The sequence below is a fragment of the Aquirufa nivalisilvae genome (assembly GCF_003143535.1).
GTDB classification, from domain to species: domain Bacteria; phylum Bacteroidota; class Bacteroidia; order Cytophagales; family Spirosomataceae; genus Aquirufa; species Aquirufa nivalisilvae.
The window spans coordinates 2,213,956-2,240,350 of the sequence record NZ_CP029346.1; the positions used below are offsets into that span (position 1 = coordinate 2,213,956).

Here is a 26,395-nt window from a genome sequence, read left to right on the forward strand (position 1 = left end):
GCTCTTTGGCCAATGGATATGACTGAAGAAATTATCAATTTATTGAAAAGGAGTATTGGGATTATTGAGCAATCAATCCTGTCAAAATCAATTTACTGGTCCAATAATTTAGAAATAAAATCGTTGACCGAAGGACCTTTGCTTCGAAATGTCTGTCTTCACGCAACGCTGTCAAGGTTCGGAACCTTGCCAGCGTTTAGCATTCGGTCAACACCACCACCAAACTCCTAGCACCATGAGCACCAATCACCAACGATTGCTCAATGTCTGCTGTTTTGGATGGGCCCGATAAAAAGACACCAAAGCCTGTTTGTTTATCACCCAAGCGTATATACGCCTCTTGCAAAGTGGGTAAAAGATTCTTTTGAGATAAATAAATCACTAAATGTTGGCAAATAAACGGTGCCACACGATGCGGTAAGGTGGAGTCATCCAACCAAATGGCTCCATTTTCAGCCACACCAAAATCCCCATCTATTTCCAATACATCGATATCCGCTAAACTTAATCCATCTGCTAATGGGTTCAGACGAACGCGTTGCATGTTAGGAAAATGTTTATCTAATGCTGGAGGGGCATCTGCTGCTGCTTTCACTTGAATAACAGTAGTACTAACTACTACCATAGCATGGAGAAAGTCTGCCAAGATATCATCTCCAATCACCTGTGCCGTGAATGCCCCTGGATATGCCTTAGCAGGCACTTTCACTTCCTGCAAAGCCTTGATTATTTCTTCCCGACTACTCATGATCGATTCGATTTATACCATTCCTGAAAACTTTGTTTGGGAGGCGAAGGCATTTCCCTTTGCTTATACCATGGATTCATTCCATTGTTCACTAAAAATGGAAACCAATTCATGACTTTTCTACCAATTCCCCCAGCCATTCTAAATACAGCGGGGCTTGACATCAGCCATGCCATCAATTTCATACCAAATACTTTACCTGCCGGTGCCAATCCTTCTTTCATTAAATCTTGTCGCCAAAACCATAACTGCTCATGAATATTGATTTTAACAGGACAAACATTAGAACAACTTCCGCATAAAGTACTAGCAAATGGCAAATCTACATTAGCCTTTTTATCAAAATTAGGCGCTAAAATGGACCCAATAGGACCCGCTACTGGTTGGTGATAACTATGCCCACCACTTCTACGATAAACGGGACAGGTATTAAAACAAGCAGCACATCGAATGCACTTTAACGAATTTCTAAATTCATCACGAGCCAATTGCCTCGAACGACCGTTATCCACCAAAACAATGTGCATTTCTTGACCGTCACGTGGTTTGGCAAAATGACTTGAATAGGTTGTAATCAATTGTCCTGTCGCACTGCGTGCCAAAAGACGAAGAAAAACACCTAAGTCTTGTCGCTTAGGAATAATTTTTTCAATCCCCATACAAGCTATATGCACATCCGACAAATGGGCACCCATATCAGCATTACCTTCATTGGTACAAACCACAAATTCACCCGTTTCGGCAACAGCAAAATTGACCCCAGTAATGGCTACTTTAGCTCCTAAGAACTTCTCTCGCAAGTGAATTCTAGCTGCTTCTGTTAAAAATTGTGGATCCTTATTACCCTTGGGAGTTCCTAAATGTTGATGGAATGTTTCTCCAACATCCTCCTTTTTTAGGTGAATGGCTGGCAATACAATATGACTAGGTACTTCTTTTCTAAACTGAACAATACGCTCGCCCAAGTCTGTATCAACTACATCAATTCCTTTTTGCTCTAAATAAGCATTCAAATGACATTCCTCAGTTAACATCGATTTGCTTTTCACCAAAGCCTTATCTCCATGTTTTTGAATGATGGAATATACGATTTCATTATGTTCATGAGCATCTTTCGCCCAATGAACTTGAACGCCATTGGCTTGTGCATTTGCCTCAAACTCCAAGAGATATTGAGACAAATTACTAAGCATATGCTCCTTAATTTGAGAAGCTTGATTTCGTAATGCCTCCCACTCAGGAAGCAACTTACTAGCCTTATCTCGTTTGGCTCTTACAAACCACAAGGTATCATCATGCCAATCCGTTCTTTCTTGATTGGCAATGAATTTCTCAGAAGCTTCCGCGTGACTAAGCATGTGCATTCAATATTTCTACAATGTGTTTCACTCCTACATTTGATGCCGAACGTTTCAGAATCCCTTCCATATGCATTAAACATGAAGTATCTGCCCCTACGATGTATTCTACCTCATTGGCTTGATGTTCTAGTATTCGATCTTGGCCCATTTTAACCGAAACAGCTTCTTCTGTCACACAAAATGTACCGCCGAACCCACAACATTCATCTTGTCGCTCTGGATATTTCCACTCACAACCTTTTACTAAATCCAATAAATAAGTCAACTTAGAAAAAGGCTTTTCATTCAATTCAGTCATGGAGGAAATGCGCAATCCTCGCTGACCATGGCAACTTTGGTGCAAGCCTACCTTATGTGGAAAATAAGATGGCAATGATTTTACCTTCAAGACATCAACTAAAAACTCACAAATTTCATATACACTTGATCTGATTTTTGAATCTGGATGATGTTCTTTCAAATGCAATACACAAGATCCTGATGGTCCCACGATATAATCAAAGCCTGAGAAATTAGTTGAAAAATTCGTATCACACCCCCCTGTAATATGTGCAAAACCTGAATTCGCCATGGGTTGCCCACAGCAAGTTTGATTGGCTGGCACAATGACTTCACATCCCAATTTCTCCAATAATTCTAAACTAGCTATTGCTACCTGTGGATAAAATTGATCAATGTAACAAGGAACAAATAAGGCTACTCGCATGCTTCATATCTTTTTAGGCTCACCAAATTAATGGGTATTTCTTGATCATTCCAGGTTGAATGTATGGCTAAGGCTGCTCCTAAAGAACTAGCCTGTGCTACTTCGGCACCATAGATAGCAACTTCTGGAAATGCATATGCCAAAAGCTGCATATAAATTTCATTTTTACTAAATCCTCCATCTACTAAAATGCGATCAACAGGAGATGAGTCCAATAGGAGGCGTAACGAATATATTTGCTGAACAACCAAATCTACCATAAACTGTTGGTATGCTTGTTCGAAATTTTCAAAAACACCTAAATCACGAGAATCAAAGCCTGAATTAGCTAAAAATGCAGCATTTGCCTCTTTCAAGGAAGGCATCTTATTTTCTATTTGATGACTAAGTAGTGAATTCAAATGGGTAGAATAGGGTACCGTTAAATGGGCTTTTTTATCTACGCCAAAATGAGCTTGTAATCTTTTTAATTGAATTTCATGTTCATTTCCAGCAAACAATCTAGCGGCTTTAACTGGCTTACCATTGTATTGCAAAAATGACAAAACATCGTTTTTCAATTCAACTGGAGTCAATGGCTGCGCATTGAATGGGTGCATAGAAATACACCATGTACCTGTCGACAACAATAAAAATGGCTCTTTAAATTGCTTCAAGTAAGGAATTAATGCAGAAGAGGAATCGTGTAAACCCACTCCAACAGGCAAGTTGGACCCATTCATAGGAAATGTTTGATGTGCCAATACCGTTGGTGGTAGCATCTGTATCAATCCTTCCTTTTCTACCCATTCATGATAACGTTGATGGTCAAAATCCCACAAATGAGTATGGCAACCTACGGAGGTTAATTCTGTGTAAAATTGGTGGGTAAACAAACTCGACAAATAATTGGGCCAATGTAATACCCAACGAATTCCTTTATCTTGATTTTTGGTGGCTTTTGCCATCCAGTAAGCCATCATGCCCGAATTCAAACTCCCCAAAATAGGTGATGCCGTAGCTCGAGCAACTTCTGATTCTCCACCATAACGTGCATAAAATGCACTAGCTAAATCAGCAGGAAATGGCTTCAAATAATTATATAAAGGTAAAACGGATTCTCCTTGCTCATTGATAAATACAACGGTGGCTCCGTAACCAGAAAAATTCAAGGCTAAAATATCGAATCGAGGATCTTGTTGTACTTCGGCAAAAGAAGCCAATACCCACGCTTGCACTGCAGCCAAATCTTCACCCATGAATCCATCTTCATCTGGAATCTCAGCAAAATTTTGGCTTTTCTCTAATACAATCTGGTAGTTCTTATCCCAAAGGAATAATTTCTTATTGGTTTTGCCAATATCAAAAATTGCAATTACAGGAAGTTTCTCCACCACTGACATCTTTATAATCCCGTAGCCTGGGTCTTGGCACCTCTTTCTTGAATCAATTGATTTCTAATACCTAAGTCACGGAATAAAGCCAAAGGATCTAAGGCTCCGCCTAATTCCAATCTAGCTTGTGCTACTAGCGAACGAACATCCGTGCGGAAAGCAGTTTGTAAAATCTCCTGACATGCCACCACATCATTCGCGTTTCTTGCGACTTCTAATGCGGCGCGATCAACTAATAAAGCTTGGGTATAAGCCATTTGAATTGCTTCAACCGATTGCAACAAATCTTCTAGTGGATCTTTTACATTATGAGAGGCGTCAATCATCCAACCCAAATCTTTGGCATGATTCATCCCTTTGGCATCCATCCCATCCACTAATTCATTGAAAATCAAGAATAGCTGGTAAGGTTTAATGGACCCAGCAGTTAAATCATCATCACCGTATTTGGAATCATTGAAATGAAAACCACCCAATTTACCTTCCATCAACAATAATGAAACAATTTGCTCAATATTGGCATTGGGCAAATGATGACCTAAATCCACTAAAGTATATGCTTTTTCTCCCAATTTATTCACCATGGAATATGATTGGCCCCAATCTCCTACTGTAGTTGAATAGAAATTAGGCTCGTACGCTTTGTATTCTAAAAACAACTTCCAGTCGCCCGGTAAAGCTGCATATATTTCTTTTAAGCTTTCAACGGTACGTTCGTAGGCTTTTCTGAAGTTCAGTTGCCCAGGGAAGCAAGAACCGTCCGACAACCAAACGGTCAAAGACTTAGAACCCAACTCAATTCCTTGTTGAATTACCTCTATATTATGTTGAACTGCTTGTTTTCTTACCGCTGCATCTACGTGTTGCAATGAACCAAATTTATAGCTCAATGCTTGATTCGCTTGATCTTGAAAAGTATTTGAATTAACAGCATCAAAGGCTAAACCATGCTGAGCTGCTAAGGCTTTAATGGCCGCTGGATTAGTAGTACTATCCCAAGGAATATGCAAGGAAATTGCTCCTGAAGTTTGGTTCAATGCGTGCAATAAACCTACATCTGCAATTTTTTCTTCCAAATTACGAGGTTCTCCACCTCCTGAAAAACGACCAAATCGCGTCCCACCTGTGCCCAAGGCCCAAGATGGAATCGCGATCTGAAAATCCTTCAATTTAGATATCAAATCAGATGGAATGGCTACCTCTGAATTAATAAAAGTATATCTTCTTTCGTGCGCTGATAAACGAAGCGCATTGTGGTCATGTAATTTTTCTCCAACAAACATGTAATTCTCTCCGATTTAACGTAAAAATCCTGCTGCTACTCCTCCGTCCACATTCAATGCATTTCCGGTAGATTTATGCAACAATCCGCCAACAAATGCATAACAAGCATTGGCAATATCTTCTGGTAAAATAGATTGATTCAATAAAGTACGCTTTGCATAGAAAGCAGGTAATTCTTCTACCTTAATTCCATATGCCTTAGCGCGTCCTTCTGCCCAACCTCCGGCCCAAATATTAGAATCCGCAATAACAGCATCTGGATTAACCGTATTCACTCGAATGCGATCTGGTCCTAATTCAGCTGCTAATAAACGCGTCATATGAGCCTGTGCTGCCTTCGCTGAACCATAACCTGCGTTATTAGGTCCTGCTACAAATGCATTTTTAGAAACGATATTCACAATATCCCCTCCTAAATTTTGCTTACGCATAATAGCTACAGCTGCTTGGCTAACCAAGAACTGACCTTTCACTAAAATATCAAATAAGCGATCCCAATCTTGCTGAGTATGCTCTAAAATACCTTTTGAAATACTAATACCTGCATTGTTCACAATTACATCTACTCCACCAAAAGCCAAACAAGCTTCTCCCATCGCATTTTCGATGGATTCTTGACTTGTAACATCGGCTAAGACAGTCGATACAGAATCTTTACCAAACAAGGCTGTAAATTCCTTCTTTGCCTCCTCCATGCGCTCAGCATTCACGTCATTAATCACAACGCAAGCACCTTCTTGAGCCATTTTCTTAGCAATAGCTTTACCAATTCCACCTGCTGAACCTGTTACAAAAGCCACACGGCCCGACATGCTCTTAGGTTTTGGCATACGCTGTAATTTGGCTTCTTCCAATAACCAATATTCAATATCAAATGCCTCTTGACGAGGTAATGAAGTATATTTTGAAATAGCCTCTGCACCGCGCATGACATTAATGGCATTCGTATAGAATTCTGCCGCTACACGAGCTGTTTGCTTATCTTTAGCGAAAGTAAACATACCTACTCCTGGGTATAAAATAACCACCGGATTAGGGTCACGCATGGCAGGACTATTCGGACGTGCACAAGTAGCATGGTATTCGGCATACATAACACGATATGCCTCAAACAAAGGCTGAATTTGTGCCTTAATTCCTTCCACATCAGATAAATCCTGATCTGGTTTCAAGTTCAATACCAGTGGGGAAATTTTGGTACGAAGGAAGTGATCTGGGCAAGAGGTTCCTAGTGGAGCCAATACATCCAAATCATTCGAGTTGATAAACTGAAGTACACGCTCATCATCAGAAAAATGACCGATCATTTGAACATAAGAAGAGCAGAAACCTCTCAATACTGGCGCAATAGCCTTCGCTTGAGAAATACGCTTATCTGTTTCTAGTGAAGCAATTTTAGGGCCACCAAAAACCGGTCTTGTCTTTCCTTCATTTTGCTTGATGTACTCAGCACACTTTTCAATGACATCCAACGTGTTTAAATAACAATCGTAGGATGTATCAGCCCAGGTAAACAATCCATGTGAACCTAACATGATACCGCGTAATTGAATTCCTTTAGCTGCTGCCTCTTGTAAACAAGCACGCAATTGCAGACCTAAATCAAATCCAGGACGCTGCCAGCCAACCCAACCAATCTGTCCTCCAAATAATTCTTCTGTGATTTTCTTACCGTCTTTGGCAGCTGCAATAGCAATAGCCGCATCCGGATGCAAGTGATCGATGTGCTTGAATGGTAAGAAACCATGCAATGGAGTATCAATAGAAGGTGCTTTAGATGCTAAATCGAAAATACAATGGTTAAATAACTCCACCATTTCATCCTCATGCTCTAAACCACGATAGACATTCTCTAAACTTAATAAACGATCCAAATACAAGGCTGCACATCCTGATTTCTTCAAGGTACCGATGTCTCCACCTGAACCCTTAATCCACATCACTTCTGTCTCTTGTCCTGTTAAGGGATCCTTATCTTTTATTTTGACCGAGGTATTACCACCTCCATAGTTCGTAATTCTTAAATCTGCTCCAAGTATATTGGATCTGTAAATAAATAAATCTACCTCGTTTCCAGATAAAGACGCTGCTTTTGAATCCTCCCATAGGTAGGATACATGCTGATAATTTTGGGACATATCTCCTTTTTTTTCAGTAAAATTAAATCTTGTCAAGTTAAAACCGTCCTAGTCTTTATAAGGACAGTCCTATTTTTATTTCTTACTCTTTTTTGCCACAGGCATGGCTTGTTCAAAATAATCGACCACTAAATGGCTCAATGCTTTCACTCCAAGCTGAAATCCGGACTCATCTATCTGAAAATCAGGAGTATGATGACTTGCCACTGGTACGTTCAACTTATCCAAAGATCTTCCTCCTAAAAAGAAAAAGAATCCCGGGATTTTTTCTTGAAAAAAACTAAAATCTTCCGCACCTGTATGCGCAGGCTTTAAAAGCACTTTGTCTCGTCCATTCAGTTCTATAAGCGCCGGAAGCATTTTATCTACTAAGTTAACATCATTGATCGTTGCAGGATAACCCGTACCGATGTGTACGTCTGCCAGTGCACCTCCACTTTTGGCAATGTTTGTCGCGATATCTGTAATTCGCTGGTGAACTAATTTTCTTTGTTCTGTACCAAAAGTCCTAATCGTACCGATCATACTCGCACTTTCAGGAATAATGTTATACCGTATTCCACTATGTATAGCTCCTACTGTCACGATAGCTGGATCTTCAGGTAAATTCACATTCCGACTCACAATAGTCTGTAAGCCCAGGATGATTTGAGAAGAAATAACAATTGGGTCAATTCCTTGCCATGGATAAGCCCCATGCGCTTGCTTACCTTTTACCTGTATATCCAACTCATCTACTGCAGCCATAGTAGCCCCAGGACGATACTGTATGGTTCCTGCTGCTGCTTCCGCCATAATATGCAATCCAAAAATAGCATCTACCTTAGGATTCTCTAACACTCCCTCCAGAACCATTAATTCGGCTCCAGAAACAATTTTCTCTCCTCTTGCCCCGTAAACTCCTTCTTCTGCAGGTTGAAAAATAAATTTCACGGTTCCCGCTAAATGACTCTTTTCCGAAGCTAAAATTTCTGCAACAGACATTAAGATAGCCATGTGACTATCATGTCCACAAGCATGCATAATTCCCGTTTTCTGGCCATTGTACTCTGTAGTTACCGTCGACTTAAAGGGCAAATCGCCTCGTTCCGTCACGGGTAGCCCATCCATGTCTGCTCTTAAAGCAACCACAGGACCAGGCTTACCCCCTTTTAATATCCCAACTACTCCTGTTTTAGCTACTTTTTCTTGTACTTCAATCCCTAGAGATCTTAAATGGGCTGCAATGATCCCTGCAGTCCGAATCTCATTATTTCCTAATTCAGGATGCTCATGAAAATCCCTTCTCCAAGCAATTGTTTTAGATTCTATTGCTCGAGCTTTTTGGTTGATAATCGGCTTAAGTGAAGCTTGTGAAAAGGCCAATGGCCCCAAGAGCAATAAAGTGGGTAAAGTAATAAATGCTTTCATATCCATGTTTTTTATATCAAACAAAAGGAAAGAGCTGAGCTCTTTCCTTGACAATTTAGTGGATGCAATATACAAAAAATCAAATCGTATGATAGCTTCAAGATTTCATATCCGTCAGGCTTACCATATCTCTAAGAAACGTAACCCCATTTCTTCATGATTTCTAAATCTTCTTTCACGCAATCAATTGGCTTTTTGCCTTGATATGATTCTTGCTCAATGATGAAATGCTTCGTTCCACCCTTCTTTTCTCCCAACTTCACCATCTCCAACACAGAAATAATACCAGTACCTAAAATCGTACTTTCGTATTTTTCGCCATGACCTGGCGCCGATGCAATCTCATCTTTCACGTGCATGGAGACAAAACGACCTGGATATTTTTTCAAAATTTCTGCTGGAACACCCCCACCATTAATCATATTACCTATATCTAATTGCTGAGCAACCAATTTAGAATCTGTATTTTCCATAATTAAATCGAATAAAGTCACTCCATCCAATTTCTCAGAAAACTCAAAATCATGGTTGTGATAGCCAAAGCGCATACCTGATTTTTGGCATAACTCTCCCGACTTATTGAATACATCCATGTAAGTTTTAAACAAACTTGATGAGGTTCGGATCGACTTATCCAAAGATGGACTTATTACAATCTCTTGTCCACATACAGCGGCATCTTCTACCGTATATTTCCACAAATCAGTAAATTCTTTTTTCGACTCATCCCAATGTTGTTTACCCATCACGGTATGTCCACTAGGCATTTTCAAGCCTAATCCATCTAATCTCTTTCTAAATTCTTGTGCTGACCAACCATAAAACTTACGATTGACATAGTTGGCATGTTCTACATATTTGTAGCCCATCTCAGCCAATTTAGTTAATGTACCCATAGGATCAGCTCGCATGTCTTCCCGAATGGAATACAATTGAACCCCTACTATTTTCTTAGCTTTCGCATTTGCTAAAGCTTCCCAAGTCGAAGAAGTGAAGGCTGCAGCTCCTAATGCCACTGCACTCTTTTGTAAAAATGATCTACGCGATGAATTCATAATTATTTAGATTTATTTATCTTTCAAAATTAGAATTCTAAATGAATTTTTTATCCTTTTCTGAGATTATTTATCCTGATTCCTCCAAACCCCATCCCAGATTTTAGTTAAAAAGCGTAACTTCGAAGACTATGCAACCGCTCGCCGAACGAATGCGTCCTTCCCTATTGGAGGACTATATTGGACAAGAACATTTGATGGGGCCAAAAGGGCCACTTCGAAGAGCTATTGATGCTGGACACTTACCTTCGTGTATTCTATGGGGGCCACCCGGAGTGGGTAAAACAACTTTAGCTGTATTATTGGCTACTGCCTTAAAAAGGACCATTTATACACTATCTGCCGTATCTTCTGGAGTAAAAGAAGTACGAGAAACCTTGGATTTAGCTAAAAAAAATCGAATGTTCGAAGCTAATTCGCCCATTCTATTCATTGATGAGATTCACCGTTTTTCGAAATCCCAACAAGATTCTTTATTAGGTGCCGTAGAAAAAGGTATTGTCACGTTGATTGGTGCTACCACGGAAAATCCATCTTTTGAGGTTATTTCCGCATTGCTTTCTCGTTGTCAGGTATATGTTCTTCAGCCCTTGCAAGAAAGCCACATGGTTCAAATGTTGGAAAGGGCTATTCAAATTGACCCTCTATTTAAAAGCAAAAAAATCACTCTTCAAGAAACCGATGCACTTTACCATTTTTCGGGGGGTGATGGCAGGAAGCTGTACAATTTATTTGAATTACTAGTCAGTTCTGCTAATTCCAATGAATTGACTATCACCAATGCCTTGGTTACAGAAAGATTACAAAAAAATCTAGCTTTATACGATAAAGATGGGGAGCAGCATTACGACATCATTTCGGCCTTCATCAAATCCATTCGGGGTTCAGATGCGAATGCAGCCATTTATTGGTTAGCTAGAATGCTTCAAGGTGGAGAATCATTGGAATTTATTGGTCGGAGATTACTTATTTTAGCCTCAGAAGACATTGGTTTAGCAAACCCCAATGCACTTTTGTTAGCCCAAGCTTGTTTTGATTCCATTCGTGTCATCGGAAATCCAGAATCACGTATAATCCTCTCTCAAGCTGTTATTTATTTAGCCAATTCCCCTAAAAGTAATTCAGCATATTTGGCCATCGATGAAGCGTTGGCATTTGTGGAAAAAACAGGCAATTTACCTGTCCCCTTACATTTAAGGAATGCTCCTACGAAACTCATGAAAGAACTAAATTATGGAGCCGACTATAAATATCCTCACAATTACCCTGGACATTGGGTAGCACAAAACTACATGCCCGAATTAGATGTATACCCAACCTTTTATCAGCCAGCTAATAACCCAGCAGAAGATAAAATGCGTCCTAAAAATTCAAAAAAAGAAGATTAATCATGACACTCCATCAGGAGCAATTGACCGCTTTCATAAGTGATTTTCACCATCCCATCTGCCTTTGTCACATTGCTAGAACCTGTCCTTTGACCTATACACAGATCCAATCGATCTAATTCATACAATAACCCTGAACTTGATATTTGTTTAGCCTCCGCCATGGGCATTAATGAAATGGAAGTACCTTCTGGATACCATTTTTCAAAAACAGGTGGCAATAAATAACTCACTGAATAATCATCAATCATGACAATTTTCAAGTCTCTTCCATACCTTGCCATGGAATGAAAGTTGTTGAGTGTATGATCCATGCGCTTACCCGCAGCCCAAACCACATTCACAGCTGGAAATCCTTCTTCAATTAAATAATGAAAAGCTTTTTCCAAATCAGTATATAATTGATCAGGAGTATGTACTTTTTTAAGTGGATAATCGTCGTAATTCATTCCCGAACTAAACGATCGATCAAAATCACCTAACCAAACATCTACTTTAATACCTAATTCAATTACCCGCTCCAAGGCTCCATCCAAGACAATGACCATCGGTGACCATTCGAGCAATTGCTCTAAGATGGCCATAGAACAAGCTTCTCCATTGGCGATGATTAAGGCTGGCTCTTGCTTATCTCGGATGATGTGATGTGATGACATATTAAGCTTGAAAATCTGATTTACCCCCCGATTTGGACAATAATTTTGTTTCGCGAATCACCAATCCTTTGGAAACAGATTTACACATATCGTAAATGGTTAAAGCGGCTACACTGGCTCCTACCATGGCCTCCATTTCAACACCCGTTTTGGCATATAATCGACAGGTACATGTAATTACAATTTCTTCCGCTTGAACATCCATTTCAAAGGAACAAGCATCTAGACCCAATGGATGGCAAAGAGGAATCAAATCTCCGGTTTTTTTAGCCGCCATGGTGCCAGCTATAATGGCTGTTTGCAAAATACTCCCCTTTTTATTTTGCCAACCGGCTGCTTCAAAATGCTGGATGATTTCAGCTCCTAAATAGACGATGGATTGAGCTTTTGCTTCTCTAGTCGTACTATTTTTAGCTCCAACATCCACCATACCCGGTTGATTTTGAGCGTCCAAATGTGAAAATTCTGCTGCCATATTGATGCTAATTGAAAACAAAAATACATCTATTGAGTCATTTCAGCGATTTTTTTAGAAATTTATAGATTGAGTACAAAAAAAGATATGTTAAAACCCCAAGAAGCTTTTCAAATTCTACAAGAAATACCCGTTCCTAGGCAAAAAGTTCATCTACCGCTGATCCATTGTTTAGGAGGTATTTTGATGGAAGATCTATTAGCCGATCGCGATTTCCCTCCATTTGATCGTGTCATGATGGATGGTATTGCTATTGGAAATATACATATCAAAGAATGGGCTTTGGAAGGAATCGCCTTTGCTGGTGAAACTCAAAAAAGTCTTTCAAATCCTAATGGTGCTTGGGAAATCATGACGGGATCTCCGCTGCCCAAAAACTGCGTGGCAGTCCTCAAAATTGAAGACCTAGATTTTTTTGAAAAAGAGGGCAAAAAGTGGGTTTCAAGCAAGAATGACACCATTGAAAAAGGGAGCTTCATTCACACGCAAGGAAGTGATATTCAACAAGGACAAATCATTTTAAAAAAAGGAACGCGATTAAAAGCCAATCATATTGCCATTGCAGCCAGTGTGGGTTATTCCAAATTGTGGGTTGAGAAATTGGGAGAAATTCATGTTTTTTCTACAGGCGACGAATTAGTTTCCATAGAAGAAACTCCATTAGATCATCAAATCCGAAGCTCCAATTCCATCATGATGCAATCTGCTTTGCAGCATGTAGGAATAACTTCTAAACACCATCATTTACCTGATGACCCTACTATCATCCTTCAATCACTAAAAACAAGCTTGTCAACCGTTGATATTCTATTACTTTCGGGAGGGGTTTCAGCAGGCAAAAAAGATTATACTCCTGGCATTTTAAAGGACTTAGGCTTTGAAGCCAAATTCCATAAAATAGCCCAAAAACCCGGTAAACCACTTTGGGTAGGAAATCGAGAAGATGGTAAAGTAATTTTTGCATTTCCTGGAAATCCAATCTCCACTTTGGTTTGTTTCTCCATTTATTTTTTATCTTGGATTCAAGATAAAAAAACTCCTTTTCCTCAAGTTAAAATAGAAGGCTTACAAGCCCCTTTAGCCAATTTAGATCATTGGATTCCCATACAGTGGACCAGAGAGCATCAAGCTAAAGTCTTGCAACATAATGGGTCGGGGGATTTAGTTCATTGGCAACATGCCGACGCCCTGGCGTGGCAAAAAGCAAATGATCCTAATGATGAATTAACTTATTTTCCTTTGTAGCTATGGAATTGCACGTACATACCTTCGACTTGCCCCTGAAGCACACCTTCACCATTACGCATGAATCTAGGGATGTACAACCTACACTCATTGTGGAATTAACATGGCATGGAAAAAGTGGATTTGGGGAAGCAACTGAAACACCCTATTATGGCGTGACCATGGAGAAAATGATATATCAATTAGAGAGTATCCGTTCTTTTTTACCTAGCGATATTCTCCCCCACCCTAATGATTTTTGGAAAATGATGTCCAAATATTTGTTAGACGACCACCCATTTGCCCTGTGTGCACTGGATGTAGCCTATTGGGATTTATGGGGCAAAACACATGATAAAGCTTTACACCAATTATGGGGTTTGGACATTTCCCAAAATCCGATAACCGATTATACGATTGGAATGGATACAATAGATGTCATGGTATCCAAAATGAAGGAAATGCCTTTTCCTTTATATAAAATCAAACTGGGGACAAATCAAGATATTGAAATTATTGAAGCATTAAGAAAGGAAACAGATGCTGTATTTCGGGTAGATGCCAATACCGCTTGGACGGTTGAACAAACCTTGGAATTTGCGCCTAAGTTAAAAGCTTTAGGAGTGGAGTTTATTGAACAGCCTCTTAAAGCAGATAATTGGGAAGGAATGAAACGATTGAAAAAAGAATCTGTTTTACCGATTATTGCCGACGAAAGCTGTATTACGGAATCAGATGTAGCACAATGTGCTGAATATTTCCATGGGATCAATATCAAGTTGATGAAATGTGGGGGTATTACACCCGCATTAAGAATGATTCAACAAGGCCGAAATTTAGGTTTAAAAATCATGGTAGGTTGCATGACTGAATCTACCATTGGCTGTTCGGCCATTGCCCAACTACTTCCATTATTGGATTATGTGGACATGGATGGATGCTTATTAGTAGACGATAAAATTTCTCAAGGAATACGTATTGATTTTGGGCATGTCATTTATGCCAAAGAAGGAGGAACAGGAGCAAAATTAATTCAGCATGGCTAATTTTACCCATTTTGCTAATTCCATTCCCGGGCGAATCATTTACGTAGAAGGAAAACCTTTTCGATGGCTAGGTGGCACCAATTATTTAGGAATTGGTGAGCATCCCATATTTAATGAAAAACTAAAAAAAGGGATAGAATTATTTCCACAAAACTGGGGTAGTTCTAGAAAAAACAATATTCAATTCGCGGTTTGGGATGATCTAGAGAACGTATTGGCGCAAAAACATGGACATGAAGCGGCGGCACTTTGCTCTTCTGGTTTTGCTGCTGGACAGATTGCATTGCAATATTTGCTCAAACAATTCCCCCAAGCCACTTATTCCCTTGCGCCCCACAGTCATCCAGCTATCACCACTTTTTTACATGCTCCTTTTGAAGGAAGTAGAGAAGCTTGGATTCAAGCAGGTATATTAGACCAAGTTAAGATTTTAGGAACAGATGGCATTAGAACGCCCATTGTTGAATTATTTAATTTTGAATGGACCCAAAAACTGCTTTCTGATCAAATTCTATTAGTGGATGAATCGCACCGAATAGGCGTTCAGGATATTCAAATAAACAGTTTGGCTACCATCATTCAAACAGCCTCCTTATCTAAAGCCTATGGAATCCCCGCAGGAATTATTTTAGGATCAAAAAAATTGATTGAAGAAATCAAAAAAGAAGCCATTTGGATTGGAAGCTCTCCTCCTAATTTGGCTTTTTGTTATGCCTGCTTACATGCCCAAGAGGCATATGATGAGCAAAGGGAAAAACTTGTAGAAAATGTGGGCATATTCCAATCTGAACTAAAGGGTACATCCATCCAATGGGCAGAAGGTCATCCCTCTTTTTGCACGGATAATGAAAGCATCATTCAACGATTAGAAAAAAATGGATTTAAAATGAACCAGTTTTCTTATCCTCAATGGGATGATCCTGCCATTGCTAGAGCCTCGATTCATGCTACATTAAAAAAAGCGGACCTAATCGAATTAAGTCAGCTTCTTCAGGAATAATATGTCAGATGAATTTAAGGGGCTGGATTTTTTTTCGCATAAATCAATACAGCTACACCAAAAAGCATGGCTGGGATTGATAAGATTTGCCCCATGTTCAAGGTCATGTAATTTTCAAATTCGCTCTGATTTTCTTTCAAAAATTCATAGAGAAAACGAAATGCAAACAAGGTAATCATAAACCAACCTGTGATTAAACCTTCCTGCGTTTTCTCCTTTTTCTTTGACCAAAACCACATGATGATAAAGAAGAGTAGCAAACAAGAAAGTGCTTCATAGAGCTGAGAAGGATGCCTAGCTAAAACTTCTGCATTACCCATGGAATTAAACTCCGTATCTCGGTAAAACTTAAATCCCCAAGGCAATTGAGTCGGTTTTCCAACAATTTCTGAATTCATTAAATTACCCATACGGATAAAAAAACCGCCCAAAGCTACTGTAGGAACGACACGGTCTGTCACATATAAATAGGATTGACCTGGATATTTTTTTGTGTATAAATAAAAAGCAGTGAAAAGCCCAATCCCAGCACCATGTGATGCTAAACCAGAATAGGGAGGAATAATCATTTGAGTGAAAAAGCGAATAGGATCAGCTTGCAATAAGGGAAATTCATAGAAGAAATAATGCCCAACCCTTGCTCCAATCACTGTAGCCACCATGGCATAGATCAATAAATGATCGGCTTGTTCAGCTGGTCTCCCCTCTTTTTTAAAAATATAGCTTAACACTTGAAATCCAGCTAGAAAAGCTAAGGCAAAACATAGTCCGTACCAACGAACTGGAAATCCAAACAATTCAAAAATGGTTGGATCGGGATTCCAATCAATAAACGATAAAATCATGGGATTGACGTTAAATATAGCAATTCAAATTTAAGACAAAATTTAGGATAATTGCCAAACGTCGTGGATGCGAATATTATTTTTGAACCTTAGGAATCACGAAACTAACGGCCTTCTTTAGGACTTTAGCAGGAAATAAACGGTGAGGAAAACCTAAAGCAAAAGTATCTGAGGCAAAAAGCACTCCTAGTATTAATAGAACAACAACCTTCTTTTTCATATGTTTATTGATTGATAGACAAATGTAGTAAACATATAGTACTTTGCAATACAAGGTACTATAATTATTTATTTATTTGTGATGATTGGTAGTCAAGATGCGCCCATTGGTCGATTGGTTGCATGAGCGTACCGAATCATCTTATATTTTTGATACGAAAACGAAATCAAACGCCGTTTAACAGTCAAAATAAAATTTATACTTATGAAAAATCAATTGCTTACATTCGCCCTTGTAGCTAGCGTTGGTCTAGCAAGCTGCTCAAAAGAGGATGCATTGAATCCTACATCGGATGCCACTGGCTTTGTTAGTCAGAATTTTGTCCCAACTGCTGTTAAAACAACCGTAACAAACACTTACCCATCTGCGCAAGTAGATTATTATGTATTACAAAGTAATTCCTTGTATGGTGCCAACATTGTGTTAAGTAACACAGAATCACAAGTGGTATTAAGCAAAACGGGGGAAATCAAAGAAGCTTTTACTCGCATTACAGAAACGGAATTACCGGCTGCAATTACGACCTATTTAAAAGGTAAGTATGCGAGTTATACTTTCATTCATGCAGGCAAAAAGACTTCGGGCACTCCAATCACTTATCGTGTAGAGATTAAAGTAGAAGACAAGGTATATTCTATTTTATTCGACGAAACTGGAGCTGTGATCTCTACCATTGAAGGTAAAAAAGGAGAAAAAGGAGGAAAAGGTATGGGAGCGGCTGTGAGTCAATTAGCCTTAACTGACCTTCCTGCTGCTGTACAAGCTGCTATTACTGGTTATACATTCAAAAATGCCGTCATGCGATTGGACGCAAATGGGGTGGCGACATACCATGTTCATGCTGAAAAAGATGGAAAAATTTGGGATTTAAAATTAGATGCTTCAGGAAAAATACTTTCGAGTGAAGAGGAAAGTAAGAATGATATCAATATCACAAAAACTGACATTACAACATTGCCACAAGCTATCATTGATTATTTAAACAAAAATGCGGCAGGATGGACTTTGAAAAATGCCGTTTCTGTACAAAAAGACAATGTGGCAATACACTACCATGTAGTGGTTACCGTTGGGGGAAGCACTCAAACGTATATGTTTGACAAAGATTTCAATTATATAGCTAATGCTGGCAAAGGACCCAAAGACAATCCTAGCCCTGCCAACTTCACGATAACTGAAATTACGAAAGATAATATCCCATCAACCGCTATTTCTTACTTAGATAAAACTTATGCTGGTTGGGCATTAACAAAAGCTGTTTCAGTTAGTAAAGACGGTGCAGCTTATGAAATTGAAGTAATCATTACGGTTGCTGATAAAAAGTATAAAGTTGAATTTGACCTCTCTGGAAATTTCAAGAGTGCTCATAAACTTTAATTATTAGGTTGATTGTTTAAAAAGGCTTGCTCTCGCAAGCCTTTTTTTGTTATTTCGAGTGCTATGCAAGAAATTGAACCTTCCTATCAATGGGAATCTATATATAATGCCTCCCAAGACCCTAAATCGCCATTTTACGGAAGATCATATTCCAATACAGAATATATTAATACGATTTATAGCTATTATATTCACCCACTTTGGGATGATATAGACTCTGAAACGCTCTATTGCAAAATACTTTTCACAGATTACTCCTTACAATTTACAGTCATAGAATTGATGGGTGAATGGAACGATACCTTGCACAATGACATCATGTTATTTAAACGCGGTGTAATAGACCATTTATTAGCTGCAGGTATCAAATACTTCATTCTAGTGGGTGAAAATGTGTTTAATTTTCATGGTTCTTGGGAAGATGATTATTACGCTGAATGGTTTGAAGAAGTGGAAGATGGCTGGATAGCAGGACTTTGTTTCCCTGAATTCATTGAAAAGGAATGGAATAAATATAAAATCGATTATTACATCAATTTTGGGGGCACTTTACAAATTCCTAATTGGCGAACAGCCAAACCAGAAATGCTTTTTTTATTAATTCACAAAATTCTATCAAATCGACTAGGTGCCTAAAAATCAAGTCTTTGATTAAAATAATCAATAAGCAGGATAAAAAACTTAATTCAAATCATACCTTTGCCTTGAGATTTATTTATGTCTATTCTTTTAGATTTGTCAACTCTTGAAGAGTTGACAAATCTGAGTGACAAATGAGTGAAAAATCTAAATTCTGTGCACTAGCTAAACTTTTAACAAAATTACAAACACATTACAACCATTTTACCCCAACATTACCTATGAAAAAATTATTTACTCTCCTCCTATTATTCGTCTCTATTCAGATGATTGCGAAAAAACCAGACAGCCGTTATTACGAATTACGTGTTTATTATTGCCACCCAGGTAGATTAGACGCGTTAATCCAACGTTTTACAAACCATACAACCAAAATTTTCGAAAAACATGGTATGACGAATGTGGGATATTGGATTCCTAACAACAATGAAAAAAATGCGCTTTACTACATTTTGTCCTACCCTAACCAAGTAGAGCGTGATAGCTCATGGAAACGTTTTGGTCGTGATCCAGAGTGGAAAGAAGTAGCCAGAAAATCAGAAGAAACAGGTAAAATTGTAGCTAAAGTAGAAAGTACTTTCATGATGGCTACTGATTTTAGTCCAAAAATTAAACCTTCACACAAGAGCGTCGATCGTGCTATTGAATTAAGAACTTATACAGCTACGCCCAATAATATCGATAACATCTTAGCTCGCTTTAGAAATCATACCACCAAATTGTTCAAAAAACATGGTATGACGAACATTGCCTATTTTAAGACCATTGAAAAAGACCCTAACGTACAACCACGTTTGGTTTATCTTTTAGCTCATGATAGTGAAGCTGCAGGTAAAGCTTCTTTCGATGAGTTCAGAAAAGATCCAAATTGGATTAAAGTCCGCGACGAATCTGAAAAAAATGGAAAAATTGTCGACAAAGTAGAATCTATCTACATGCATCCAACGACATTTTCAACTATCCGATAAAGCTTTGTATCTTTGTTGTCCCGAAAATTCGGGACAACAAAGAAAAATTATGCGTTGGAATAAACAAGGCTTACTCTTTTGTCCAGATGGTCAATCTGAATGGAATCAAAAAAAATATGCACACGTAGTTTGTGCTGATACAAACTACCCGGATCGAATCCGTTTATATTATTCTGCCCGCGATTCCAAAGGGCGCTGCCAAGCATCCTTCATTGATTTAGATTCCAATAATTTATCAAACATCTTGTACGTTCATCCTGAACCCATTTTATCTTTAGGGGAACCCGGAACCTTTGATGATTGTGGCATTATGCCTACTTGGTTTTTACAAAATGGAGAGGAAAAGTGGCTTTATTACATTGGTTGGACCGTCAGAAATACCATACCATACCACAATGCATTAGGTTTAGCCTCTTCTACAGATGGCATCCATTTTACTAAAAAATTCCAAGGTCCCATCATAAGCACCACAGCTACAGAACCCTTCTTTAATGGTTCCGCATGTTTCCTTTATGACCAAGGCAAATACAAAGTTTGGTATTTAAACTGCACACATTGGCTTCCAGATGGCAATTTAATGGAGCCTTGTTACCATATAAAATATGCAGAGTCTACCGATGGAATCAACTGGGATAGAAAAGGACAAGTTGCTATTGATTATCGCGATGAAATAGAAGGAGGAATTTCCAGACCAACAGTTCTAATTGAGAATGGAGTTTATAAAATGTGGTTTTCAGCCAGAGCATGTACCGATTATCGTACCAATCGCTCTCGTTCCTACCGAATTTACTATGCAGAATCAAGCGATGGAATCCATTGGGAAAGACAAGACGGATTAGCTGGTATTGATGTAAGTGACAATGAGCAAGATTGGGATTACGAAATGATTGAATATCCTTTGGTTATCCGTCATCAAGAAAAAACAATTCTATTTTATAATGGAAATCATTTCGGTCAAAGCGGCGTAGGTTATGCCATTTTAGAAGATAAATAATGGATTTTAGTTACTTGAATCATCAGCTTTATGGTAATCCTCAAACGGCCAAACAACCCAAGGTTTCCGTTTGCCTAATTACCTATAAGCATGAGCAATATATCCAAACTTGTTTAGACAACATTCTGCAACAAAAGACGGATTTTGAATTTGAAATCATTATTGGAGAAGATCATTCTCCAGACAATACCGCTTCTATTGTCAAATCCTATGCTGACCGTTTCCCTGAAAAAATCAAAGCCTACATTCGGCCAGAAAATGTAGGGGCAAAAGTGAATTTTTTGCATTGCTTTTTTGATTGTCAAGGTGAATACATCGTCCATATTGAAGGAGATGATTATTGGACTTCATCTGATAAACTCCAAAAACAAGTTGATTTTCTAGATAGCCACCCAGAAGCATCAGCCTGTTTTCATAATGCTCAAATCATCTATGAAGATGGCACAGGGAGAGTCCCAACATTAATTAATCCTGTCGACCAGGCCCCTTGGGTCCATTCAACCGATTTATTAAAAGAACGAGAAGCATGGTTCATGGCAACTGCCAGTGTCATGATGCGAAAAAAGCTAGTTAAGACCTTACCTGATTGGTTTTTTCATTCCAAAAGCGGGGATATTCCGCTCTATGTTATATTGGCAGAAGAAGGCCCAATTGCCTATTTGCCTGAGACGATGTCTGTTTATCGAAAAAACGAAGGCGGCATGAGCTATACTGACAGTAATAAATCGGCTTCATTTATTTACAATCGTATATTCATGTATTCCAAAATCAATGAATATACACATGCTAAATACCAGTATTTAATCCAACCTATCCTCTTTGAATATCATTTACTTTTAACTAGGATTACGGAGAACGAAAAATCATTTCTGAAAAGATGTTATTATCTGTGGAAAGCTTCTGCTCATGCTCCCCAAAAACTCCATCTCGAAGACTGGAAAAAACTGTTTAAAGAACATGTTTTCACGGCAGATTCCTTTTTGGCCTATTTAGCTTTCCGAAAAAAAATCAATCGTTTTTTTGGAATCCGTTCATAAAACAGGATAAGTCCATTAGGATTTTACAGGGTTTTAATTGAAATTTATAGGTATTCTACGGAAAAACATATACTTATGAATTTGACTTCTTCTAAAAAGCCTTTTTTATTCACGGCATTGTCTCTCTTTGCCTTATTATTTGCATCTTCTTTCTATAAAAACCAATCTGCTCGTTGGGGCCAAGTCTTATTGGATTCTTTAACTGAATCACAAAAAAGACAATCAGAAAATGCCTTAAAAGGATTAAAAATACATCCTGAATTAGAAATTACCCTGTTTGCATCTGAACCAATGCTTCAAAATCCAACCAACATTGATGTCGATGCACAAGGTCGTGTTTGGGTGGTGGAGGCCTACAACTACCGTCCAAATATCAATGGAAACCCAACTAACTCACAGGGCGACAAAGTCTTGATACTTGAAGATACCAATGGTGACGGAAAAGCGGATTCAAGAAAAATATTCTATCAATCTCCTGAATTAAATGCCCCTCTTGGCATTGCTGTACTTGATTCCATGGTCATCGTTTCTCAAAGTCCCTACATCTGGAGAATGTTCGACGATAATCGAGATGGAAAAGCGGATCGAAAAGAAGTGATGTTTCAAGGGATTGGTGGAGAGCAACATGATCATGGTGCTCATGCCTTTACTTTTGGTCCAGATGGAAAACTATATTTCAACTTTGGAAATGAAGGGGGACAATTATTGGATGCACAAGGAAAAGCGGTTTTAGATCAAGATGGAGACCCAATTGGCCCTAAAAAATACAAGCAAGGCATGGTGTTCCGTTGCAATGTGGATGGCTCACAGGTAGAGGTACTCGGACATAATTTCAGAAACAATTATGAAGTAGCAGTTGATTCCTATGGTGGATTATGGCAATCAGATAATGATGATGATGGTAACAAAGGTGTGAGAATCAATTTCGTGATGGAACATGGAAACTATGGATACCGTGATGAAATGAGTGATGCGGGTTGGTCTGCGAATCGTACCAATATTGAACCAGAGATCCCTAGTAGACATTGGCACTTGAATGACCCAGGAGTGGTTCCAAATTTATTGCAAACTGGATCTGGCTCTCCTACTGGGATGATTTTATATGAAGGCAATTTATTACCAAAGGCCTTTCAAAATCAAATGATTCACTGCGATGCTGGCCCGAATGTAGTTCGCAGCTATCCTGTGAAAGCCCAAGGTGCAGGCTTTGAAGCGAGTATTTTACCTTTGGTAGAAGGTGTTAATGATCAATGGTTTAGACCAGCCGATGTCACTGCTGCCCCAGATGGTTCTGTATTTATTGCTGATTGGTATGATCCAGGTGTTGGTGGTCATCAAGCTGGAGATCAAACAAAAGGTAGAATTTACCGAGTTGCTCCCAAAGGACATGCTTACCAAGTAAAGTCAATGCCATTAAATACACCAGAGAACGCCATTCTTGCATTGGAAAACCCTAATTTGGCTCAAAGGTATTTGGCATTTAAAAAATTAATGACGTGGGGACAATCCGCTGAAGCAGCCTTAGAAAAATCCTACCAAAATAATATCAATCCTCGTATGAAAGCGCGTGCTTTCTGGGCACTGATGAAAACAAGTAAAGCTCAGCATTACTTAAATTTGGCGGCAAAGGATGGATTAGCCGATATCCGCATGATGGCTATTCGTCAGGCGAAAAGAACTCCATTCAGTCAATGGAAGGAGCTTGCTGCTGCTTGGGCTAAGGATGAAAATCCACAAGTACGTAGAGAATTAGCTATTGCTTTGAGACATATCCAAGACTCACAAGCAGATGTACTTTGGGCACAATTAGCCCAACAACATACTGGGCAAGACCGCTGGTATTTGGAAGCTTTAGGCATAGGTGCTGATGGTCTTTGGAACAGTCGATTAAATGCATATTTAGCCCTTTCTGTGAATCCTACATCTCCAGCATTCCAAGATGTTGTGTGGAGATCCAGAACGGAAATTGCCCTTCCATATATCTTTACCGAATTAAAAAGTAATCAAGCATTATCTCAAAAACTTCGTTATTTCAGAGCTCTTGACTTTATCCCAAGTGATAAAAAATCAAGTATGTTAATTGATTTAATTGCTAAAAACTTCCAAGGTCAAACAGAAGCACAATTGATTGGCTTACGACATATCAACCCATCATTTATCGCATCCAATGCTGATGCTAAAAAAGTGCTAAGAGATTTACTCCCGAAAACATCTGAAATTGAATACCTAGAACTGGTTGAGAAATATGAATTGGCAGAAGAAAAAGATCATGTCCTTCAAATGATTTTGACTGGGAAGCAGAGCCGAAAAGCTGGATCTATCATGTATAAATTGAATGGTGGAGCTGCATTGATTTCCAAAACATTCCAAACAGGCAATGAAGACCAGAAAAAAGCCATCATTGAATCCATTCGCTGGATAGGCCAGCCTAACACGTTATCCTTGTTATTTGATGCCATGAATCAAAAAAATCTATCCATGAGCATTAGAAAAGAAGCTGCCCGAAGTTTAGGAAATTCTGCCAATGGAGAAAACTATGTGCTGGATATCTTGAAAAATAAAAAAGTAAGCACTGAATTCATTCCATCAGTAGTGGAAGGTGTGAGTCGAACTTGGAGAAAAGCCGTTCGAATGGAAGCTAATTCCTATTTGGGAGGAAGTAGTCAAAATACCAAAACCAAGCATCCCGATTTGAATACACTATTAGGACAAAAAGGAAATGCTCAGGCAGGTATTAAGGTTTTTGTAGATCAATGCTCAATGTGCCACCAAGTATATCAGGAAGGTATTGATTTCGGACCAAAACTTACCGAGATTGGCTCTAAACTATCCAAAGACGGCATGTTCGTATCCATTATGCACCCCAACGCTGGGATTAATTTTGGCTATGAAACCTATGAAATTTTAACTAAATCTGGAGAAAACTACCAAGGAATCATTAGTTCTAAGAATGAAACAGATATCATTTTGAAATTACCAGGAGGTATGGTACAAAATTTCAAAACCTCAGCCTTGAAATCAGTCAAACAATTACCTAATTCTATGATGCCAGAAGGATTAGCTGATGCTATGAGCACCACGGATTTAGTCAACCTAGTCGAATATTTAACTACCTTAAAAAAGAAATAAACATGGATCGTCGTTCCTTTGCCCAAATGATGGGCGGAAGCTTATTAGGAGCAGGTATTACAAGTAGCCAACCTACTTTAGCTGCTTCATCAAGTCAAATACACAGCTTGGCTGCTGAGCCTCCTTTTAGCTTAAAATATGCACCACATTTTGGTATGTTTAAAAATCATGCTGGAAATGATGAAATAGATCAATTGAAATTCATGCATGAGATGGGATTCCGTGCCTTGGAAGACAATGACATGATGGGTAAAAGCCCTGAGCTTCAAGCAAAAATTGGTGAGACACTCACTAAATTAGGCATGACCATGGGTGTTTTTGTTGTGAAGTTTGATGGTTTTTTTGATACCCAACACATGACCACTGGCAAAAAAGAAGCCACAGAAATGTTCATCAAAGCTTGCAAAACAGCCGTTGAAACAGCCAAGCGTTGCAATGCCAAGTGGATGACCGTAGTACCAGGAAACTTCAATCGTAAACTACCTTTAGGAGTTCAGACTGGCCATGTGATCGACAACCTTAAACGTGGTGCTGAGATTTTTGAACCGCATAATTTAACGATGGTCTTAGAACCATTAAGTGATAACCCAGATTTATTTCTTCGCTACTCTGACCAGTCGTATATGATTTGTCGGGCCGTAGGAAGCCCTGCTTGTAAAATCTTATTTGATATGTACCACATGCAACGTAATGAAGGAAATATGATAGCCAATATGGATTTATGCTGGGAAGAAATAGCCTATTTACAAATTGGTGATAATCCAGGGAGAAAAGAACCTACCACGGGAGAAGTCAATCATGCGAATATTTTCAAACATCTAAGAAAGAAAGGATATACCGGAGTATTAGGTATGGAACATGGTAATTTTTATCCTGGAAAAGAGGGTGAAGTGAAATTAATTGAAGCGTATCGTAAGGAAGACAAAGGATAATTCCATTGAATATTTGGAATACTACCTTTATATTTAAATATTTGTTTAACTATTTAAGATATTATGGATATTGTATTCAAAGCTATCAATGACCCAACTCGAAGAGAGATACTTCGCTTTTTGACTCATGGACCACAAAATGCTGGAATGATTGCTCAGCAATTTAACATGACTAAGCCTAGTATTTCTCATCACTTGGATTTACTAAAACAAGCCCAACTGGTTGATTTCAGCAAGAAAGGGCAATTCTTGGTCTATACCCTTAATAAGTCGGGTTTTGAATCCATACACGCTTGGTTTCAACCCTTTACATTGTTTTTTGAATTGCCTAAGCCTAAAATCCGACTATAATTTGGGTTTGACATAAACTAATCTTTCCTTAATTTCGGG

24 protein-coding genes are annotated in these 26,395 nt (G+C 38.7%); 12 read left to right on the forward strand and 12 right to left on the reverse strand.

Translation table 11 applies throughout. The annotated features are described in order from the left end of the window. Window positions 1-196 precede the first annotated feature (196 nt). The 8 genes from HME7025_RS09475 to HME7025_RS09510 form a co-directional block, all read right to left on the reverse strand. Entirely contained in the window at window positions 197-748 is a 552-nt protein-coding gene (locus HME7025_RS09475) for a LutC/YkgG family protein (protein ID WP_109323403.1), read from the reverse strand. Continuing rightward, window positions 745-2,112, reverse strand: coding sequence for a lactate utilization protein B (locus HME7025_RS09480; RefSeq protein ID WP_109323404.1), 1,368 nt, complete (start codon window positions 2,110-2,112; stop codon window positions 745-747). Before HME7025_RS09480 ends, HME7025_RS09475 begins: the two co-directional genes overlap by 4 nt. Beyond that, entirely contained in the window at window positions 2,099-2,815 is a 717-nt protein-coding gene (locus HME7025_RS09485) for a (Fe-S)-binding protein (protein WP_109323405.1), read from the reverse strand. The genes HME7025_RS09480 and HME7025_RS09485 overlap by 14 nt, the downstream gene beginning before the upstream one ends. Further along, the gene (locus tag HME7025_RS09490; protein WP_226998203.1) at window positions 2,806-4,188 is read right to left on the reverse strand and encodes an FGGY-family carbohydrate kinase; all 1,383 of its coding nucleotides are present in this window, start codon (window positions 4,186-4,188) and stop codon (window positions 2,806-2,808) included. Before HME7025_RS09490 ends, HME7025_RS09485 begins: the two co-directional genes overlap by 10 nt. 11 nt (window positions 4,189-4,199) lie before the next feature. Continuing rightward, on the reverse strand, window positions 4,200-5,471 hold the full coding sequence (locus tag HME7025_RS09495; protein ID WP_109323407.1) for a TIM barrel protein: 1,272 nt from the start codon (window positions 5,469-5,471) through the stop codon (window positions 4,200-4,202). 15 nt (window positions 5,472-5,486) lie between these two features. Beyond that, window positions 5,487-7,610 carry a bifunctional aldolase/short-chain dehydrogenase gene (locus tag HME7025_RS09500; RefSeq protein ID WP_109323408.1) on the reverse strand — a complete coding sequence of 708 codons (2,124 nt, stop codon included), beginning with the start codon at window positions 7,608-7,610 and terminating at the stop codon, window positions 5,487-5,489. Window positions 7,611-7,685: 75 nt separating this feature from the next. Beyond that, window positions 7,686-9,020, reverse strand: a complete 1,335-nt coding sequence (locus HME7025_RS09505) for an amidohydrolase (RefSeq protein ID WP_109325081.1) — start codon at window positions 9,018-9,020, stop codon at window positions 7,686-7,688. Window positions 9,021-9,151: 131 nt separating this feature from the next. Continuing rightward, entirely contained in the window at window positions 9,152-10,075 is a 924-nt protein-coding gene (locus HME7025_RS09510) for a TIM barrel protein (protein WP_109323409.1), read from the reverse strand. Between the two features lie 152 nt (window positions 10,076-10,227). Between HME7025_RS09510 and HME7025_RS09515 the strand changes: the two genes are divergently transcribed. Beyond that, window positions 10,228-11,463, forward strand: coding sequence for a replication-associated recombination protein A (locus HME7025_RS09515; protein ID WP_226998204.1), 1,236 nt, complete (start codon window positions 10,228-10,230; stop codon window positions 11,461-11,463). Here the strand turns inward: HME7025_RS09515 and HME7025_RS09520 are convergent. Both HME7025_RS09520 and moaC read right to left on the reverse strand, forming a co-directional pair. Continuing rightward, entirely contained in the window at window positions 11,460-12,119 is a 660-nt protein-coding gene (locus HME7025_RS09520; protein WP_109323411.1) for a thiamine diphosphokinase, read from the reverse strand. The two genes, HME7025_RS09515 and HME7025_RS09520, sit on opposite strands and share 4 nt — an antisense overlap. A 1-nt stretch (window position 12,120) precedes the next feature. After that, the gene (gene moaC, locus HME7025_RS09525) at window positions 12,121-12,594 is read right to left on the reverse strand and encodes a cyclic pyranopterin monophosphate synthase MoaC (RefSeq protein ID WP_109323412.1); all 474 of its coding nucleotides are present in this window, start codon (window positions 12,592-12,594) and stop codon (window positions 12,121-12,123) included. A gap of 87 nt (window positions 12,595-12,681) precedes the next feature. Here moaC and HME7025_RS09530 point away from each other — a divergent pair, with 87 nt between their 5' ends. From HME7025_RS09530 to HME7025_RS09540, 3 genes are read left to right on the forward strand one after another with little or no spacing between them, the layout of a single operon-like run. Then, window positions 12,682-13,839, forward strand: a complete 1,158-nt coding sequence (locus tag HME7025_RS09530) for a molybdopterin molybdotransferase MoeA (RefSeq protein ID WP_109323413.1) — start codon at window positions 12,682-12,684, stop codon at window positions 13,837-13,839. Between the two features lie 2 nt (window positions 13,840-13,841). After that, window positions 13,842-14,864 carry a dipeptide epimerase gene (locus tag HME7025_RS09535; protein WP_109323414.1) on the forward strand — a complete coding sequence of 341 codons (1,023 nt, stop codon included), beginning with the start codon at window positions 13,842-13,844 and terminating at the stop codon, window positions 14,862-14,864. Further along, window positions 14,857-15,864: an aminotransferase class I/II-fold pyridoxal phosphate-dependent enzyme gene (locus tag HME7025_RS09540; protein WP_109323415.1), complete on the forward strand. Its 1,008-nt coding sequence runs from the start codon at window positions 14,857-14,859 to the stop codon at window positions 15,862-15,864. The genes HME7025_RS09535 and HME7025_RS09540 overlap by 8 nt, the downstream gene beginning before the upstream one ends. A 14-nt stretch (window positions 15,865-15,878) precedes the next feature. On the opposite strand, the gene lgt is transcribed toward HME7025_RS09540, so the two are convergent. Together lgt and HME7025_RS13380 are read right to left on the reverse strand one after the other, a co-directional pair. Then, window positions 15,879-16,709 carry a prolipoprotein diacylglyceryl transferase gene (lgt, locus tag HME7025_RS09545; protein ID WP_317046208.1) on the reverse strand — a complete coding sequence of 277 codons (831 nt, stop codon included), beginning with the start codon at window positions 16,707-16,709 and terminating at the stop codon, window positions 15,879-15,881. A gap of 76 nt (window positions 16,710-16,785) precedes the next feature. Beyond that, window positions 16,786-16,929, reverse strand: coding sequence for a hypothetical protein (locus tag HME7025_RS13380; RefSeq protein ID WP_154401957.1), 144 nt, complete (start codon window positions 16,927-16,929; stop codon window positions 16,786-16,788). 204 nt (window positions 16,930-17,133) lie between these two features. On the opposite strand from HME7025_RS13380, the gene HME7025_RS09550 reads away from it, so the two are divergent. From HME7025_RS09550 to HME7025_RS09585, 8 genes are all read left to right on the forward strand, one after another. Next, window positions 17,134-18,306, forward strand: coding sequence for a PepSY-like domain-containing protein (locus tag HME7025_RS09550; protein WP_109323416.1), 1,173 nt, complete (start codon window positions 17,134-17,136; stop codon window positions 18,304-18,306). A gap of 63 nt (window positions 18,307-18,369) precedes the next feature. Next, entirely contained in the window at window positions 18,370-18,942 is a 573-nt protein-coding gene (locus HME7025_RS09555) for a hypothetical protein (RefSeq protein WP_109323417.1), read from the forward strand. A 224-nt stretch (window positions 18,943-19,166) separates the two neighbouring features. Further along, window positions 19,167-19,913, forward strand: coding sequence for an NIPSNAP family protein (locus HME7025_RS09560; RefSeq protein ID WP_109325085.1), 747 nt, complete (start codon window positions 19,167-19,169; stop codon window positions 19,911-19,913). Between the two features lie 49 nt (window positions 19,914-19,962). Beyond that, window positions 19,963-20,907: a glycoside hydrolase family protein gene (locus HME7025_RS09565; protein WP_109323418.1), complete on the forward strand. Its 945-nt coding sequence runs from the start codon at window positions 19,963-19,965 to the stop codon at window positions 20,905-20,907. Then, the gene (locus HME7025_RS09570) at window positions 20,907-21,944 is read left to right on the forward strand and encodes a glycosyltransferase family 2 protein (protein ID WP_109323419.1); all 1,038 of its coding nucleotides are present in this window, start codon (window positions 20,907-20,909) and stop codon (window positions 21,942-21,944) included. Before HME7025_RS09565 ends, HME7025_RS09570 begins: the two co-directional genes overlap by 1 nt. A 75-nt stretch (window positions 21,945-22,019) precedes the next feature. Then, window positions 22,020-25,073 (forward strand): PVC-type heme-binding CxxCH protein, encoded by a 3,054-nt coding sequence (locus HME7025_RS09575; protein ID WP_109323420.1) that lies wholly within the window; start codon window positions 22,020-22,022, stop codon window positions 25,071-25,073. Between the two features lie 2 nt (window positions 25,074-25,075). Further along, complete coding sequence (locus tag HME7025_RS09580; RefSeq protein ID WP_109323421.1) at window positions 25,076-26,005, forward strand: hydroxypyruvate isomerase family protein; 930 nt, start codon at window positions 25,076-25,078, stop codon at window positions 26,003-26,005. Window positions 26,006-26,068: 63 nt separating this feature from the next. Continuing rightward, a complete protein-coding gene (locus tag HME7025_RS09585; protein ID WP_109323422.1) occupies window positions 26,069-26,356 on the forward strand; it encodes an autorepressor SdpR family transcription factor in 288 nt (95 codons plus the stop codon). Window positions 26,357-26,395: the final 39 nt, after the last annotated feature.